Origin of the sequence: Bacteroides cellulosilyticus (assembly GCF_020091405.1) — a bacterium.
In the GTDB taxonomy this organism is placed as follows: domain Bacteria; phylum Bacteroidota; class Bacteroidia; order Bacteroidales; family Bacteroidaceae; genus Bacteroides.
On sequence record NZ_CP081903.1, the window covers coordinates 633314 to 647737 of the forward strand.

Below are 14424 nucleotides of genomic sequence, written 5' to 3' on the forward strand. Positions count from 1 at the left end.
GATTACTAATAATATAACTGACAAAAAATGAAATAATAGAAATATTTTTATTAAACATCTTGCACGTTCGAAAAATACCCCTTATCTTTGCGCCCATTAAACGAACGTTTTTTAAACACCCCCTATTTTTTGCTATACCATTCTAATTTACTGCACATTACATCTGCCAAAAAAGTTTTTATTTCATTTTATTCATCTTCCTCAACTCTGCACATCTACAATCCTAGTATCTTTGCACCCTTATTTACAAATTAACTGTTTTTAATTAAATATTTTCATAAAATGAGTAATTCAAAAAAAACGCTGTTAAAAGCGAAGAAAAAGAGTTAGTAAAACCAAGTGAACAGAACAGGCAATCCTCTGAACAAGCGGAAAATAAACCACACAGAGGCCGTCCTAAGGGTAAAAAGGTTAAAGGAATTAACAATAACCAAGAAAGTATGCTGGGAAACCTTTTGGATGGATACATCGAAGGTAATTTCTACGTTGGAAACAATGAAAAGATTCCACCCGAAAAACTCGAATTAGCCCCGTTCATAGAACGCATAGCGGAAACCAAACTCTTCCTAAATGATGACGGAACCCCTATGTCAAAGAGCACTTTAACCAAAATGGCAGAAAAAATGTGGCAAAAGGATAAAAGAGTCAGACACAACGAAAAGCATAAGGAGAAATCACCCTCCAGAAGAGGCAGGAATTAAAAAGATACTATCAAAACAGCAAGACCTACCTTTGCCCCCACGTTAACAAGACCAAGTCAGACTTCAATGAGATGCCGCTTCCTCTTATGCGAAGCGACATCTTTTTTTTATGCTATGGCATGGGCTTGAAAACGTAACCAACATTATTATTAATTAAATATATCGTAAGATGAAAAGACACGAGTTCAAAAATTCGGTTCCAGTCCGTGAAAGAATGGCAGAAAAATGGAAAAAACGGTTCATGTTCGAAAAGGGGTATTCCGAAGAATGTGCAGAATACATGGCACAAAGATTGATCGACCTCATTGACCACATGCAGTATGGCTATGCCCTTATCGCCTTTCACAAACAAGGCACAATCTTCAAAATGGTGAAAGCAACCCTCATGCCCTATGAAAGTTTCTTCCATCGATTCTATGAAATGGAGCGCATAGAAAGTACTGTAGTTTACTGGGATGTAGAGTCACAAGCTTGGAGAAGTTTCCAGTTGGAGAATTTACTAGACTGGAGCCCCGTCTGCTAATCATTAATCACTAATCGTTTAATAACTAAAGAAATGGCAATGAATTGTACAGGGGTACTGTATTTCCCCATAACTATAAGTCTGCTCGAAGGAGTAGCAACAGAACTGATAGAAGCCCGGTTCGGACTGAAAGGTGTAGCGGCATTCATAAAGCTACTCGGAAAAATTTATAAAGAAGAAGGGTATTACTTGGTGTGGAACAAAGAGCAGTGCATGCTCTTTGCCCACAAATTAGGAAACGAACTATCGGACGAGGAAATGCAGGAAATCGTAGAACTTCTGATAGCGAAAGACATATTCGACCGGAAAATGTATGAGGAACATCACGTATTGACATCCGAACCTATCCAAAAAGTATGGTTGGAAGCCACCAAGCGCAGAAAACGGGACTTGAATCCCCTCCCTTACTTCCTCGTAGAAACCAAAGTTCCTAAAAACGGGAAAGAAGAAAATGAGGTACAGGATGTATTGTTTCCACCCAAAAATGCATGCAATTCCGAACAAAGTAAAGAAAAGCAAAGTAAAGAAAAGGAAAACACTCCCCCTCTAACTCCCCAAGGGGAGGATGGAGGAAAAGGAACGGAGGGTTCTTCGATCGAGATTCCGGGATACGCCTACAACAAGAAGACACACAATCTGGAAGGTCTGATGCTGGAACTAAATCAATTGCACATCGTAGATCCGAATGAGCTCAACGCCATCCTGCGGCTTTCGGATTACGGAAGGCTCGGAGGTTATATCTTCAGAGTGATCGGCTCCACCCGATGGAGCACAATCCTGGCAAAAGGGAAATACATCATTGCGGCATTGCGAAAAGAGCGTTGCGGAAACGGCTAAGAATCAAGCCCTTGATCTGACAGAAAAAGGGCTACACCCTTTCGCCCGGATGGTGTAGCCCTTTGCACAAAAGGGTGTAACCATCCATGGGAAAGGGTGTAGCCATCCTGTAATATACATTTCCGCTAATGCATGATTAATGTTTTTCCCAGAAGTCCAGATATTGGCGGGCCACCTTCACATGATCGTGATACTTGGCTACATATTCAATGCTTTGCGCCGATAATTCCGGAATACGCTCTTTATGAAGCACTATATCTTCCAACTTTTGATAAATATCTTGCTCGTCGGGCAGAACATTGATAATGGGACGAAGTTCTGTTTCATTCAATATCTCATAGTTCTCCGGCTCACCGCCTCCCACTACCGTTACTCCTTTTGCCATAGCCAATAGTGAATTCATGGAAGGAGTATACGAATACAACTGATCTAACTGAACATCAGCATCATCCATCAACTGCTGATAGCGGGCATAAGGCACATCATGCACTTCAGTGACGCGGCAAAGCTCAGAATACTTACGCCGCACTTCTTGCAAAACGGGCAGCATAACATCAGTCCCCTTCAAATTACTACGGGCAGACTGAATGCCGATGAAGAAATTCAGTTTCTCCGGCACACTGCGAACGCGGGATGTTACCTCACGCAAATCGATAGGTAAAGGAATGAAAGCTGTCTTATCTGAAAAGTAAGGCTGATAGGAAGCGTAATACTCCCACAAACAGGCGATAATGCCATTACAAGTTTCGGCTATAGCCCGAGTGGCACGAGCTGCCCCACCATAATACCAATCCTGAAGAGTAATCTGATTAAAAGCCGTATCACGATACCGGTCTCCGATCTTAAAATCCGAATAGTGGAAAATGCTTGTTTCCATACAAGCACGAATATAATAATAGTCGGTCCCGAAAGCTCCCAAAAAGACCTTGCCATTGTGCCGTTGCAAATAACGGTAAACAGGCAAAGTACGTTCACTGCGTAAACGCAAAAAATAAGGACTGATAATCTGCACAACATCATATCCCCGAAAACCCGGCAAATGACGCAATATACGGAGAAGGCAACAGATACCATCACGCAAACTATCCGTCGGCCGGTCAAGAGCTATATCACGCGGATAGTTCCTCCAACCACAACCATCGGAAGCAACACAGACATCGTGCCCCAATGCCCGAAGCCCTTCCGCAAGATTCCAATGCAGTCCGCTAAACTCTCCAAGTAACAATATCTTCATATAACAAAACGGATATAAACATTAATGACAGGACAAACCAAACGATACTTCCAAGAATACTTTTTATAGGGCAAAGGTACTAATCCCTCTTGTTTCAGGATAGCTAATTGCCGGTTCATCTCATTTATACTACATTTATTCCGCCACATCTGACGGATATAGTCGATAACAAGAAAATGGATTCGTCTATTCAATGCCTCCAAACACTCGACAGAGGTGTCAGACTGACAGGCCTGACTAAACGCTTTCAACCGAAAAAGCATTTCTTTAAAATCAGATACCCTCCTCCGACATTCATCTTCAGCAATCATTCTCGTTAAAGAAGAAGATGAACAGTAATAACCATACACTTTATAAGAAGTCACCAACATTTTTCGGGCGAAGAAGTAAGCTTTGGCAACAAACTCTTCATCTTCAAAAAGGCTCGTCTTACTGAAATAAAGAGAAGACGTCTCCAATAAACTTCGACGGAAGAAATGCGTCCAAACAACTCCCGTAAAGTTATTTAATGCCATGAAGTGGGCACCGGATGAGTATTCTACATAAGACGGCAATTGATTGGTCGGATTCTGCTTCTCCAACGAAGAGACACAAGTAAACTCCTGAAAACCAAATTTTAAAATATCAGGTGAATATAGTTTCAACAAAGAAAAGCAAGAAAGAAGTGTATTCGGTACTAAAATATCATCAGCATCTACAAAAAAAAGATATTCACCATGCGCTTGTTTCATTCCACTATTACGTGCTCCCCCCGTAGTCTGACTCTTATCGTCCGCTACAATGATTTCATAACTCCCCTCTTCCATTCCCTGTTCACGGATAGAAGTAATACAGCGTTGCAGCAATACCGGGTCTGCCGTACCATAAAAAGGAATAATTATGCTGATAAAAGGACTCATGTGGCAAATATACAGAAAATCCTCCCCCAGCCTCGCAGCCAAAGAAGGATTTTCAAGAGAAAGACACTAAAAAAGTTATTCAATCGGTATTCCTTTATAGAAGTCCAATATCTTTGTACGGAACAGATATTCATATTTGGCCTGCAACTCATCAGACTGGGCTTTCATCAAATTCTGTTTCGCTTCGTTATACTCTACGGCATTAGCTTTGCCATTATCATACTTCTCACTCATCAGCTTGAAAGATTCCATACTGGCATTGGCTGCCGTACTACTACTGGTATACTTGCTTTCGGAAGCCAGTGCAGTGTACCAGGCTTGCTGAATTTCTTTATAGAGCGTTTTCTTGGTATTATCCAGTTGCAGAGAATAATTCTCCTGCTGTAAACGCGCTGTGCGCACACGGTTACGAGTAGTAAAGCGATTAAAGAGAGGAACACTCAGACTAAATCCTACATACTTACTGAAATTATCCCGCATCTGCTCACTAAAATTACGATCAATAGTAGAATAATAATTAGTTCCAAGACTACCGCTAAAACTCAATTGCGGATAAAAAGCACTTTGAGCTATACGGATATTATGCTTGCTACCTTCCAAACGATATTGTGCTGCCCGAATGGCAGCTTTAGTCGACAAAGCCGTCTGATAGACCTCATCCGGAGGAGTAAGGGGCTCTAAGTCAAGCTTCACTACAGGAGCGGCTAAACCGAATCCTTCCGGAGTTTCCAACTCGATAAGCTGACTAAGGTCAAGTAATGCCAACTGAAAATTATTATCAGTCTGCACAGCACTCATCTCATCCTGAGCAACACGGGCTTTTGCCTCAGCAACCTCCGCAGGAGATGCTTTACCCAATTCCGCAAGACGAGAAATACGGGCATATTGCTCTTTGCTCAACTCTACCTGGCCAAGAGAAACCTGATGTAATTCTTGATTGAACAGTACCTGCAAATAAGCAGAAGCAATATTTATAGAAATATCTTCTTTGGCTTTTTCCAAATCCGCCATAGCAGCTTTAAGATTCAGTTTGGCCAAAGCATACTGATTAGGAATCTGTAAACCGGTGAATATAGGAACATTAGTAGACAAAGACATATTAGTACTGTGGCTACTCACACTAATGTACTTTTGTTCATCTCCTATACGCACATCCGTACGTCCCCAGTTCCAACTTTGCCCTGCACTACCGTTCAAATTCGGCAGACGCGCCCATTTGGCCGTATTCACGCTTACGGCACTTTGTTCTGCCTCATTAGCACTCTGACGGATACTGATATTATGTTCTATAGCGTAGTCGATGCATTGGCGTAATGTCCAGCCCTCCTGTGCCTGCACCGAGACAGCAAAGACAGCCATACATCCTATTATTAAGTTCTTCTTCATAATCTGTTATTATTGAATTATACAAGGTTACTTCACCGGCATTTATTTATCCTTCTTCTCTGCACCGCGCACTTTGGCTTTGCCGTCCACACCGTCTTTGATAACAATCTTGATACCGTCACTCATACCCACTTTCACCTCTTTACGCTCGAACTTCTGGGCAGGCACACTATCCGTCATCACATATACAAATGTGCTGTCTCCACTAAACTCAATAGTACTTTCAGGTAAAGTAAGCGCCTTTTGTGCACGTTCCAGTACAATTTCCGCATTAGCAGAATACCCCGAACGAATCATCACCGTATCGGGCACCTGTATAGCTGCCTTTATCTCAAATTGATTGGCACCGTTTTCTTCTACCCCCTTCGGAGAGATATATTCCAGTATAGCGTCAAATGAAAGATTCTGCAAAGCACCAATTGTCAACTTCACAGGCATACCTTCATGAACACGACCGACTTCCGTTTCATCAATTTTACCTCTGAAAATCAAATCATTCATATTGGCAACCGTAGCGATTGTCGTACCATCATTGAACGTGTTACTCATGATCACCGAGTTACCGGCTTTTACCGGTACATCCAGTATCAAACCATCAATTGTGGAACGGATCAATGTACTTGAGAAAGAAGCACTGCTCTTTGTAATGCCTTCCTTCACAATTTCCAGGTTATCCTTAGCAGTCTGCAACTCTTCACGCACCTGCTTTACACTTACCTCGGCTTTTTCATATTCTTCACGACTGATCAGCTTGTCTTCAAACAACTTCTCTATGCGGGCAAAGTCTGTTTCGCCCTGTTTCGCATTAAGTTCCGCCAGACGCACACGGCTCTCGGCAGAGTTCAACGTACCTAGTTCGGGAATCACTTTCACCTTAGCGATCACTTCTCCCTTGCGTATAGTCTGTCCCGCTTCTTTATACAACTCGTCAATGATACCCGATATCTGGGGTTTAATGAGAATCTCGTCCCTCGGTTCTACCTTTCCGGTTGCCACAGTCGTTTTTTCCAGGTCGGCCACTGTCGGAGTTACTGTATCATACACCGTAATCTTGGGTTTAGACTTCTGGTAAAGGAATACAAACGTGAAGATGAAAATGGCAGCTACAACTACCAATAATGCGATTTTCAGATACTTTTTCATACTATTATTATATTATTGTTTCTTTATTTCTATTTTAGGGAATTAAGGAGTTAAAGGAGTTATCGCTCCTCTTATTATTCATCTCTGATAGCCTCAATAGGTTTAATTGCCATGGCACGATAGGCCGGAGCCAAACCTGCAAGCACTCCTAAAGCAATCAATAGCGCACAGGTACCGATAGCCAGGCCGAATGAAACCTGATAATGAGTAGTGATATGCCCCGGATCATTGGCGGCAGCCTCCAATACCTGCAATACCAGTACAGCAAAAGAGATACCTGCCATACCCGCAATAGTAGTCAACACCATACTTTCAGAAAGAATCTGCTGCAAGATATCCCTCGGACGTGCTCCGATGGCGCGGCGAATGCCAATTTCCGTGGTACGCTCACGCACTGTCACCATCATAATGTTCGATACGCCAATAGCTCCGGCAAACAAGGTACCCAAACCTACCATCCAGATCAATATTCGGACTCCCGTCATCAGATTGTCCACCATAGAGAACATGGCCTCCGCATTCAGCATCATCACTGCCTGCTTATCATCCGGAGAAATGTAATGAGCCGCCTTTACTATGCGCTCCACCTTATCCTGAATATCCGTCACCTTGACACCGGGCTTCACGGTGAAACATGCCACATGTATCCGGTTGCCCAGATTATAGGCTTGTTTCATGGTTGTATAAGGCAATGTTATTGCTTCCGAAGCCTGTCCCTGAATATTCATGTTGCCCTCGGACGAGCACATACCCACCACCTGATAGTAAATACCGTCTACCCGGATATACTTTCCACAAGGGTCTTCTCCCGGGCGAAACAAACTTTCATACACACGTTTACCTATTGTGCAGACTTTACGTGCTTCCTTAATATCCACATCGTTGATGAAGCGTCCATACGCCATCTCCTGGTGCTCTATATGTTCATATTCGGGATACAATCCCTTTACGCTACATTCATATTTCTTATCTCCATGCACAGCCGTTCTTCCCCAGTAGGCGATGGAAGGAGTGATGATATCAATTTCCGCCACCCCATTGCGCAGGCGCTCAATATCAGAGAGTTCCAGATTCCACCAACGTCCTTTCCGGAAACCTTTATACGCCTCTCCCGTCTTCTGCGAAACCAGGAAAGCCGAATTCGTGGCAAAGCCTTCGAACTGGGAACTCATAGCCTGCTGCATCCCCTGCCCGCCACCGATAAGCGCCACCAGCATGAAGATACCCCAGAATACACCGAATGCCGTCAGCAAGCTTCGCGTCTTGTTTCTTGTAATCGTGATGAGGATTTCCTCACAAGAGTCTATATCTATTCTCATGTTAATAGTGATTAATGTTTAGTGATTAGTGATTCATACTTTATATTCATCGTTAGCCACTAATCCGCTCTCAATGCTTCTATCGGACTGATGCTTACAGCCTTCTTTGCCGGGAAGAAACCGGCCAGCGTTCCCGCTATAATCAAGGTCAGCGTAGCCTGAATGGCGACACTCAAATCTACGGTCGGATTCGAAAACATGGTTTGCTGGAACATACCCGCATCCATAGTCTGAGTACCAAAAGCCGAGTTCATCCATTCCGTGACGGCAATGCCGGCCACCATCCCTATATACCCGAACAAAGTAGTGATAGCAACGCTCTCCACAATAATCAGCCAGAGAATAGACAATGGCTTCGCTCCAAGTGCCTTCCGGATGCCAAACTCGCGAGTACGTTCTTTCACCGTAATCAACATGATGTTCGAAACCCCGACTATTCCGCTCAACAATGTGAAAATACCAATCACCCAGATAGCTGTGCGAAGCATTCCCATTGCATTTTGTGTCCGCATATAATCAGTGAAACGGTTCCATATCCAGATAGCACTGTTATCCTGAGGATCAAAACGACGGTTGGCGCCGATCACCTTGCGATAATTAGCCTCAAAAAGCTCATTACTCTCTATTGTTTCCAGATTCTTAGTAGTGAAAATGATATTATTCAGCTGTTCGCCTTTATTATAGATAGTCTGTAAAGTGGAAAACGGGATGTAAGCCTCACTGGCTTCACGATCTCCCTGGTCATTATAAATACCTACCACCTGATATGCTACACCACTTGCATTGACAAACTGCCCGATAGGCTCGGTATGAGTTTTATCGAATAGAATTTCAGCAGTCTTCTTATGTATAACTATAACCTTCCGGCGTTCTTTCAAGTCATTCTGATTAATAAAACGCCCGTCCGCAGTTTTCACAGTTTCCACCTCCGTATAGTTAGGATGCACTCCCATCAGGGAGATATTTACATATTCCTGCCCGAAACTTACGTTTACATTGCTCTGCCGCACAGTAGCGCCGGCACTAATTACATAATCGGGGAAATACTTTTCAGTAGCTTCCAGGTCATTGTTCTCCAGACGAACGCGGCGTCCTTCTTTCAACCCTGCATAAGGCTTGGAAGTCCATCCCGGGAAAATGCGGATAGAGTTCAATGCACGTTCTGAGGACGACTGGTCGAAAGCATGGATGATACCGTTTCCGGCACCCAGCAGCACTATCAGCATAAAGATGCCCCATGCCACGGCAAACCCTGTGAGGAATGTACGCAACTTATTCCGCTTGATGGTTCCGTATATTTCTTGCCAAATATCAAACATAGTTGGATTAATTAAAAAATTAAGGATTCTTCCATTATTTCATGATTCCGTCTTTTCCAAACGGAGAAGCGTCATGATTCAGATTTTCTTCAATGCTGCCGATAATACCATCCTTGATATGAATAATCTTATCCGTTTGATTAGCTACACCGCTTTCATGGGTAACCACAACAATCGTCATACCTGTCCTGTGCAAATCTTTAAGGATCTGCATAACTTCCACAGAAGTCTTACTATCAAGAGCGCCGGTCGGCTCATCAGCCAAGATAATCTGAGGCTGCGTTATAAGAGCACGTGCAATGGCAACACGCTGTTTCTGTCCGCCGGACATTTCATTCGGCATGTGATGCGCCCAGTCCTTCAATCCCAGGCGGTCCAGATATTCCAGTGCCATGGCGTTGCGCTTGCGGCGACTTACTCCCTGATAGAAAAGCGGAAGCGCTACATTCTCTACTGCGTTTTTAAAGGAAATCAAGTTAAACGACTGAAAGATGAACCCGATCATACGGTTCCGGTATTCAGCCGCTTTAGTCTCACTGAGGTTTTTGATCAGCGTACCGTTCAGATAATACTCACCGGTATCATAGTTATCCAAAATACCCAATATATTAAGTAAGGTGGATTTACCGGAACCCGAAGCTCCCATGATGGAAACAAACTCACCCCGCTTGATATCGAGGTTGATGCCTTTGAGCACATGCAAGGGTGCTCCGTTGTTGTAGGTCTTGTTAATGTCTTTCAGTTGTATCACGTATACCTCTGTTTTAGTCTGTTTTCTTATTAATTTTCACTATTAGACGCAGCTATGTTACGAAAAGTTGCAAAGAGGGTGAACTTTTTTTCAAAAAGATTTTGAAGTGTCGTTTTTCTTTGTGTAATTTGTAACCATAATACTAATTAACTAACCCTTTAAACAAAACATTAATATCATGAATTCAAGCATGGAAAAACCCTACGTAGTAGGTATTGACATAGGCGGAACAAACACCGTCTTTGGTATTGTGGATGCACGCGGAACTATTATTGCAAGCGGTTCCATCAAAACCGGCGCTCACGATCAAGCAGATGATTATGTAGATGCAGTCTGCAAGAATCTGTTGCCTTTGATTATCGCTAATGGCGGTGTAGATAAAATCAAAGGTATCGGTATCGGTGCTCCCAATGGTAACTACTACAGCGGTACTATCGAATTTGCCCCCAACTTGCCGTGGAAAGGTGTAATACCTTTGGCAGCCATGTTCGAGGAGCGTCTGGGTATACCTACTGCATTGACTAACGACGCTAACGCCGCAGCTATCGGTGAAATGACTTATGGCGCTGCACGTGGTATGAAAGATTTTATCATGATTACTCTGGGTACAGGCGTAGGTAGCGGTATCGTTATCAACGGTCAGATGGTTTATGGTCACGACGGTTTTGCCGGAGAATTGGGCCATACTATTATTCGTCGCGAAAACGGTCGCCTTTGCGGATGCGGACGTCATGGCTGTCTGGAAACTTACTGTTCAGCTACCGGTGTAGCACGTACAGCCCGCGAATTCCTGACTGCACGTACCGAACCAAGCCTGCTCCGTTCTATCCCTGCAGAGAACATTACTTCTAAGGACGTATACGACGCTGCCGTTCAAGGTGATAAATTAGCACAGGATATTTTCAATTTCACGGGTACCATTTTGGGCGAGTCCATTGCTGATGCTATCGCTTTCTCAAGCCCCGAAGCTATCATCCTGTTTGGCGGATTGGCCAAATCCGGAGATTATATCTTCAAACCTATCCAGAAAGCTATCGATGACAATGTGCTGAATATCTATAAAGGTAAAGCCAAATTGTTGATGTCTGAGTTGAAGGACTCTGATGCAGCTGTTTTAGGTGCCAGTGCACTGGGCTGGGAACTGAGAGACTTGAAATAAATTGTCCATCATAATTTTAAGTGAAATCCTCCTTTTGCCGGTAAAACGGGGAAGGGGGATTTTTTACTATCACTATATTCAGGCTACCACTTGATGCAAAAATTAAAATCAATATTGTTGTATATACTTATCCAAACTATCCGTAGCAGCTAAATCTAACTTATTTTTTATACGCTGTTTAGCTTTCAATACAGACCGGGGAACTATATTAAAAAGAAGAGCAATTGTCTTATTATCTAAGTGAGCACGTACCAGATAACACAATCTCAACTCTTGGACACTTAAACTAAATGGTACCAATTCTTCTGACAGGCACCCACCATAAAACAAGTCTATGACGATAAACAGATCCCTCCATTCAGCCTCATCCTTGACTATACCATAAGCAGGTTTTTGATGAAGACACAGCAACTGCCCCATTGCCACAATCAAAGAAGAAGAACATCCGGCTAATGCCGAAGCTTTCTGGTAATCCTTCAATTGTTTTGTCAACTGTTTATTGCGGTACAGCAGACAAGCATTCCAACTATCCTTATACGTATCCATATCCACCATGTTATATCATATTAACCTATTCAATCTTCGTATTACACCAGTCGTTCCCTATCTTTTCCACTTCGCCCCTCATTTCCCTGATAGCGGTGGAATGCACTTTCGGCTCTTTAGTCAATACAATCCGTTGCATCTTCTCAAACTTCTCCCTATTCCGATAGCCCGGTTCCGCATAGAGTTTTGCCAGCAGGTAGTAGGGATAAATCCGCCCCGGCAACCGGCGGACCGATGCCAGGTAATAAGTTTCAGCCTTTTCATAGTATTGCATTTCCTGATAATTCTTACCTATAATATTCAATACCATTGGATCAGCACTATATAAGACAGCCTGTTCCAGAAGCAAATTAGATTGATCATAACGACCGGACTTATGCAAACTATGCCCATATTCAAACAAGAATCCCCCCCTTTCTTCCAACTGCGGGTAGAGCTTACGGTAAGCCTCATTGGCAGCAGTATAATTTCCCTGATGATAAATCATCCTCGCATACACCCAATCCCGGCATGCATCTTCCTCCCGTTGCCATTTACCGTTAAGCCCCACTACCCATATCAGTGCACAAGCGCTGCAAATAAGAATTTTTCCGCCCACATCACCGGCTCCACAAGCAAACAGCAGACATATACCGGTTACCACGAAAACCGGAAAAGACATGGGATAAGAAGAAAAAGAGAAAACAAGCAAGGATATGAGTGCTCCGCAAATTTCATAACGCCCCCATTTTGTCCCTAACCACAGAACTATCCCAATAGTCAAGAGGAACATGACACAAATCATAACTCCGGCTGTTAACGCCAGTTCCAGATATTCATTGAAAGCATATTCCGGACTTCCGGCCACACGTTCTTCCCAAGCTGTATAGTCTCCGCTACCAAAGTATTTTTCCTGCGCTTCACCATAGGCATAAGCAAATCCGTCATAACATCCCCAAGGATGTTCTACGATAGCTTTACAAGTAATTTTCCACATAAACAGACGTCCCATAGCAGAGTCAGGCTTCAAAAAGAAAATACCAGCACCTCCTAATATCAGAACAAAAAGCCCGACCACTCCCCATGTAAGGTAACGTTTCTTATATCTCCGCCACAATACGCCCCACTTACGTCTGTCACGATGCATATATGCCACCCAGGCACAGCTTATCGCAGCAGCAATCCAGGCAGAACGGCTCATTGTGGCCGGTAGTACACATAAGATCAGAATACCGGCAAGCCCTGCCGTCACTTTTACTATTTTATGAAGAACATCTGTGCTTTTCCACTCACAGGCACGTAAATACAAATGCAGGCAAACAGGTAATATCATCGCTAAATATCCCCCATACGGACCGGGGTTGAAGAAAGAGCCTGTAAGTGCATACCGTGAATGACCGGAAAAAGAAAATCCATATAATTGCCGCAAGCCCCAAACGGCTTCAATTGTCCCTAACAATACCAGGCTCCAAGCCACATGAACAAAGAAATGCCGGAAACACAAAACATCTGTCCAGGAAGTTTTTCCTAAGAGCTGTAGCAGACAAGAAACGATTATACATCCCGCCGAAAGCATTACGGCTTTCCCAAACCACACCCACTGGCCGATAGTTTCTCCCGCAGGCAATTCAGGAGTTGTCGCACATACCATACTCAGCAGTGAACAAACAGCTACAAACTGTAGCAAAACAACTGTAGCCTCTCTTATTTTATGTGTCCATCCTATCATTATTCTATCTTTTTGAATATCCTATTCCACCGCACTCTATCCGTCCTCTTATCCACTGATTTCCATATCCTGACAGCCTTTCCAACAATATATTCTTCTGGCAACAGCCCCCAATAACGGGAATCTTTTGAGTTTTCAGCTCTATCTCCAGCCATGAAATAATAGTTTTTTAAAAAACGATATTCAGCAATGAGGCTATCACCTAAATATATATTCCCCGCTTCATACCGAAGATTCTTTTTCTGCTCCCATTCCACCATATTCTTGTAAAGTTTAGCAGACCAATAATCCATCGGAACAATGTCACCAGATTTAGGAATATACAAAGGTCCAAACTCTTTCACAGTCCACCCTATCAGGGAATCTCCGGGATATGCCCTCACCCCAGTTGCATCGTCAGCAAGCGCCTGCTCTCTTATCAGCGCCATAAACTTATCCTGCGCATCCACACACCCTAACGTTCCAGCATAGCCATTCACCTTATAACGTCCGTCTACAATACAGAACGTATCTCCCGGTAGCGCAATACATCGTTTCACATAATACTGCATCACATCCATCTCAATCTGTTTCCACTTCTTAGGACAAGGATAATTAAAGACGATCACATCATTCCTTTTGATTTCACCTATTCCCGGCAAACGTTTTATCTCCACCTGCTTTCCTGCAACGGCTTCCATCACATTGAACAATCTTGCTCCATACACCAATTTATCCACCAGTATCACATCACCAGCCAATAGCTCCGGCTCCATCGAATCACTTGGTATATGAAATGAAGTCATGCAAAAGATCTGTATCAGCAGCCATAGCACAACAATTCCACACAACCAGAGAAAGAGATTAATCCCTTTATCTACGATTTTCTTCAAGGATATGCCTCTTATTGCCATTCCGAA

14 protein-coding genes are annotated in these 14424 nt (G+C 43.3%); 4 read left to right on the plus strand and 10 right to left on the minus strand.

The window, feature by feature from the left end; all coding sequences use genetic code 11:
• Positions 1-440 precede the first annotated feature (440 nt).
• The 3 genes from K6V21_RS02190 (at position 441) to K6V21_RS02200 (ending at position 2061) form a co-directional block, all read left to right on the plus strand.
• A complete protein-coding gene (locus tag K6V21_RS02190; protein ID WP_025835117.1) occupies positions 441-701 on the plus strand; it encodes a hypothetical protein in 261 nt (86 codons plus the stop codon).
• 169 nt (positions 702-870) lie between these two features.
• Positions 871-1224 (plus strand): SH3 beta-barrel fold-containing protein, encoded by a 354-nt coding sequence (locus tag K6V21_RS02195; RefSeq protein ID WP_224320723.1) that lies wholly within the window; start codon positions 871-873, stop codon positions 1222-1224.
• A 33-nt stretch (positions 1225-1257) separates the two neighbouring features.
• Positions 1258-2061, plus strand: a complete 804-nt coding sequence (locus K6V21_RS02200) for a DUF4373 domain-containing protein (RefSeq protein WP_224320724.1) — start codon at positions 1258-1260, stop codon at positions 2059-2061.
• 136 nt (positions 2062-2197) lie between these two features.
• On the opposite strand, the gene K6V21_RS02205 is transcribed toward K6V21_RS02200, so the two are convergent.
• The 7 genes from K6V21_RS02205 to K6V21_RS02235 all read right to left on the minus strand — a co-directional run bounded on the left by K6V21_RS02205 (position 2198) and on the right by K6V21_RS02235 (position 10112).
• Entirely contained in the window at positions 2198-3295 is a 1098-nt protein-coding gene (locus K6V21_RS02205) for a glycosyltransferase (RefSeq protein WP_224320725.1), read from the minus strand.
• Positions 3292-4194 (minus strand): glycosyltransferase family 2 protein, encoded by a 903-nt coding sequence (locus K6V21_RS02210; protein WP_224320726.1) that lies wholly within the window; start codon positions 4192-4194, stop codon positions 3292-3294. Before K6V21_RS02210 ends, K6V21_RS02205 begins: the two co-directional genes overlap by 4 nt.
• Positions 4195-4269: 75 nt before the next feature.
• Complete coding sequence (locus tag K6V21_RS02215; RefSeq protein WP_224320727.1) at positions 4270-5580, minus strand: TolC family protein; 1311 nt, start codon at positions 5578-5580, stop codon at positions 4270-4272.
• Between the two features lie 42 nt (positions 5581-5622).
• Positions 5623-6723 carry an efflux RND transporter periplasmic adaptor subunit gene (locus K6V21_RS02220; RefSeq protein ID WP_007211957.1) on the minus strand — a complete coding sequence of 367 codons (1101 nt, stop codon included), beginning with the start codon at positions 6721-6723 and terminating at the stop codon, positions 5623-5625.
• A 74-nt stretch (positions 6724-6797) separates the two neighbouring features.
• On the minus strand, positions 6798-8042 hold the full coding sequence (locus K6V21_RS02225; protein WP_224320728.1) for an ABC transporter permease: 1245 nt from the start codon (positions 8040-8042) through the stop codon (positions 6798-6800).
• Positions 8043-8101: 59 nt separating this feature from the next.
• Positions 8102-9361 carry an ABC transporter permease gene (locus tag K6V21_RS02230; RefSeq protein ID WP_224320729.1) on the minus strand — a complete coding sequence of 420 codons (1260 nt, stop codon included), beginning with the start codon at positions 9359-9361 and terminating at the stop codon, positions 8102-8104.
• A gap of 34 nt (positions 9362-9395) precedes the next feature.
• The gene (locus tag K6V21_RS02235; RefSeq protein WP_224320730.1) at positions 9396-10112 is read right to left on the minus strand and encodes an ABC transporter ATP-binding protein; all 717 of its coding nucleotides are present in this window, start codon (positions 10110-10112) and stop codon (positions 9396-9398) included.
• 178 nt (positions 10113-10290) lie between these two features.
• On the opposite strand from K6V21_RS02235, the gene K6V21_RS02240 reads away from it, so the two are divergent.
• Positions 10291-11271, plus strand: coding sequence for an ROK family protein (locus tag K6V21_RS02240; protein WP_007217144.1), 981 nt, complete (start codon positions 10291-10293; stop codon positions 11269-11271).
• Positions 11272-11379: 108 nt separating this feature from the next.
• Here K6V21_RS02240 and K6V21_RS02245 read toward each other — a convergent pair whose 3' ends face one another.
• Genes K6V21_RS02245 through lepB form a run of 3 tightly spaced genes read right to left on the minus strand, consistent with a single transcriptional unit; the run spans position 11380 to position 14418 of the window.
• Positions 11380-11817, minus strand: a complete 438-nt coding sequence (locus tag K6V21_RS02245; protein ID WP_034753399.1) for a helix-turn-helix transcriptional regulator — start codon at positions 11815-11817, stop codon at positions 11380-11382.
• A 25-nt stretch (positions 11818-11842) separates the two neighbouring features.
• Positions 11843-13525 (minus strand): O-antigen ligase family protein, encoded by a 1683-nt coding sequence (locus K6V21_RS02250; protein ID WP_224320731.1) that lies wholly within the window; start codon positions 13523-13525, stop codon positions 11843-11845.
• Positions 13525-14418, minus strand: coding sequence for a signal peptidase I (lepB, locus tag K6V21_RS02255; protein ID WP_224320732.1), 894 nt, complete (start codon positions 14416-14418; stop codon positions 13525-13527). Before lepB ends, K6V21_RS02250 begins: the two co-directional genes overlap by 1 nt.
• Positions 14419-14424 lie beyond the last annotated feature (6 nt).

Bases quoted from the DNA above. Each gene is read 5' to 3' on its own strand.
- K6V21_RS02245 (WP_034753399.1), bottom strand. From the start codon at position 11,817: ATGGATACGTATAAGGATAGTTGGAATGCTTGTCTGCTGTACCGCAAT.
- K6V21_RS02210 (WP_224320726.1), bottom strand. From the start codon at position 4,194: ATGAGTCCTTTTATCAGCATAATTATTCCTTTTTATGGTACGGCAGAC.
- K6V21_RS02190 (WP_025835117.1), top strand. From the start codon at position 441: ATGCTGGGAAACCTTTTGGATGGATACATCGAAGGTAATTTCTACGTT.
- K6V21_RS02205 (WP_224320725.1), bottom strand. From the start codon at position 3,295: ATGAAGATATTGTTACTTGGAGAGTTTAGCGGACTGCATTGGAATCTT.
- K6V21_RS02230 (WP_224320729.1), bottom strand. From the start codon at position 9,361: ATGTTTGATATTTGGCAAGAAATATACGGAACCATCAAGCGGAATAAG.
- K6V21_RS02225 (WP_224320728.1), bottom strand. From the start codon at position 8,042: ATGAGAATAGATATAGACTCTTGTGAGGAAATCCTCATCACGATTACA.
- K6V21_RS02240 (WP_007217144.1), top strand. From the start codon at position 10,291: ATGAATTCAAGCATGGAAAAACCCTACGTAGTAGGTATTGACATAGGC.
- K6V21_RS02195 (WP_224320723.1), top strand. From the start codon at position 871: ATGAAAAGACACGAGTTCAAAAATTCGGTTCCAGTCCGTGAAAGAATG.
- K6V21_RS02200 (WP_224320724.1), top strand. From the start codon at position 1,258: ATGGCAATGAATTGTACAGGGGTACTGTATTTCCCCATAACTATAAGT.
- K6V21_RS02220 (WP_007211957.1), bottom strand. From the start codon at position 6,723: ATGAAAAAGTATCTGAAAATCGCATTATTGGTAGTTGTAGCTGCCATT.
- lepB (WP_224320732.1), bottom strand. From the start codon at position 14,418: ATGGCAATAAGAGGCATATCCTTGAAGAAAATCGTAGATAAAGGGATT.
- K6V21_RS02215 (WP_224320727.1), bottom strand. From the start codon at position 5,580: ATGAAGAAGAACTTAATAATAGGATGTATGGCTGTCTTTGCTGTCTCG.
- K6V21_RS02250 (WP_224320731.1), bottom strand. From the start codon at position 13,525: ATGATAGGATGGACACATAAAATAAGAGAGGCTACAGTTGTTTTGCTA.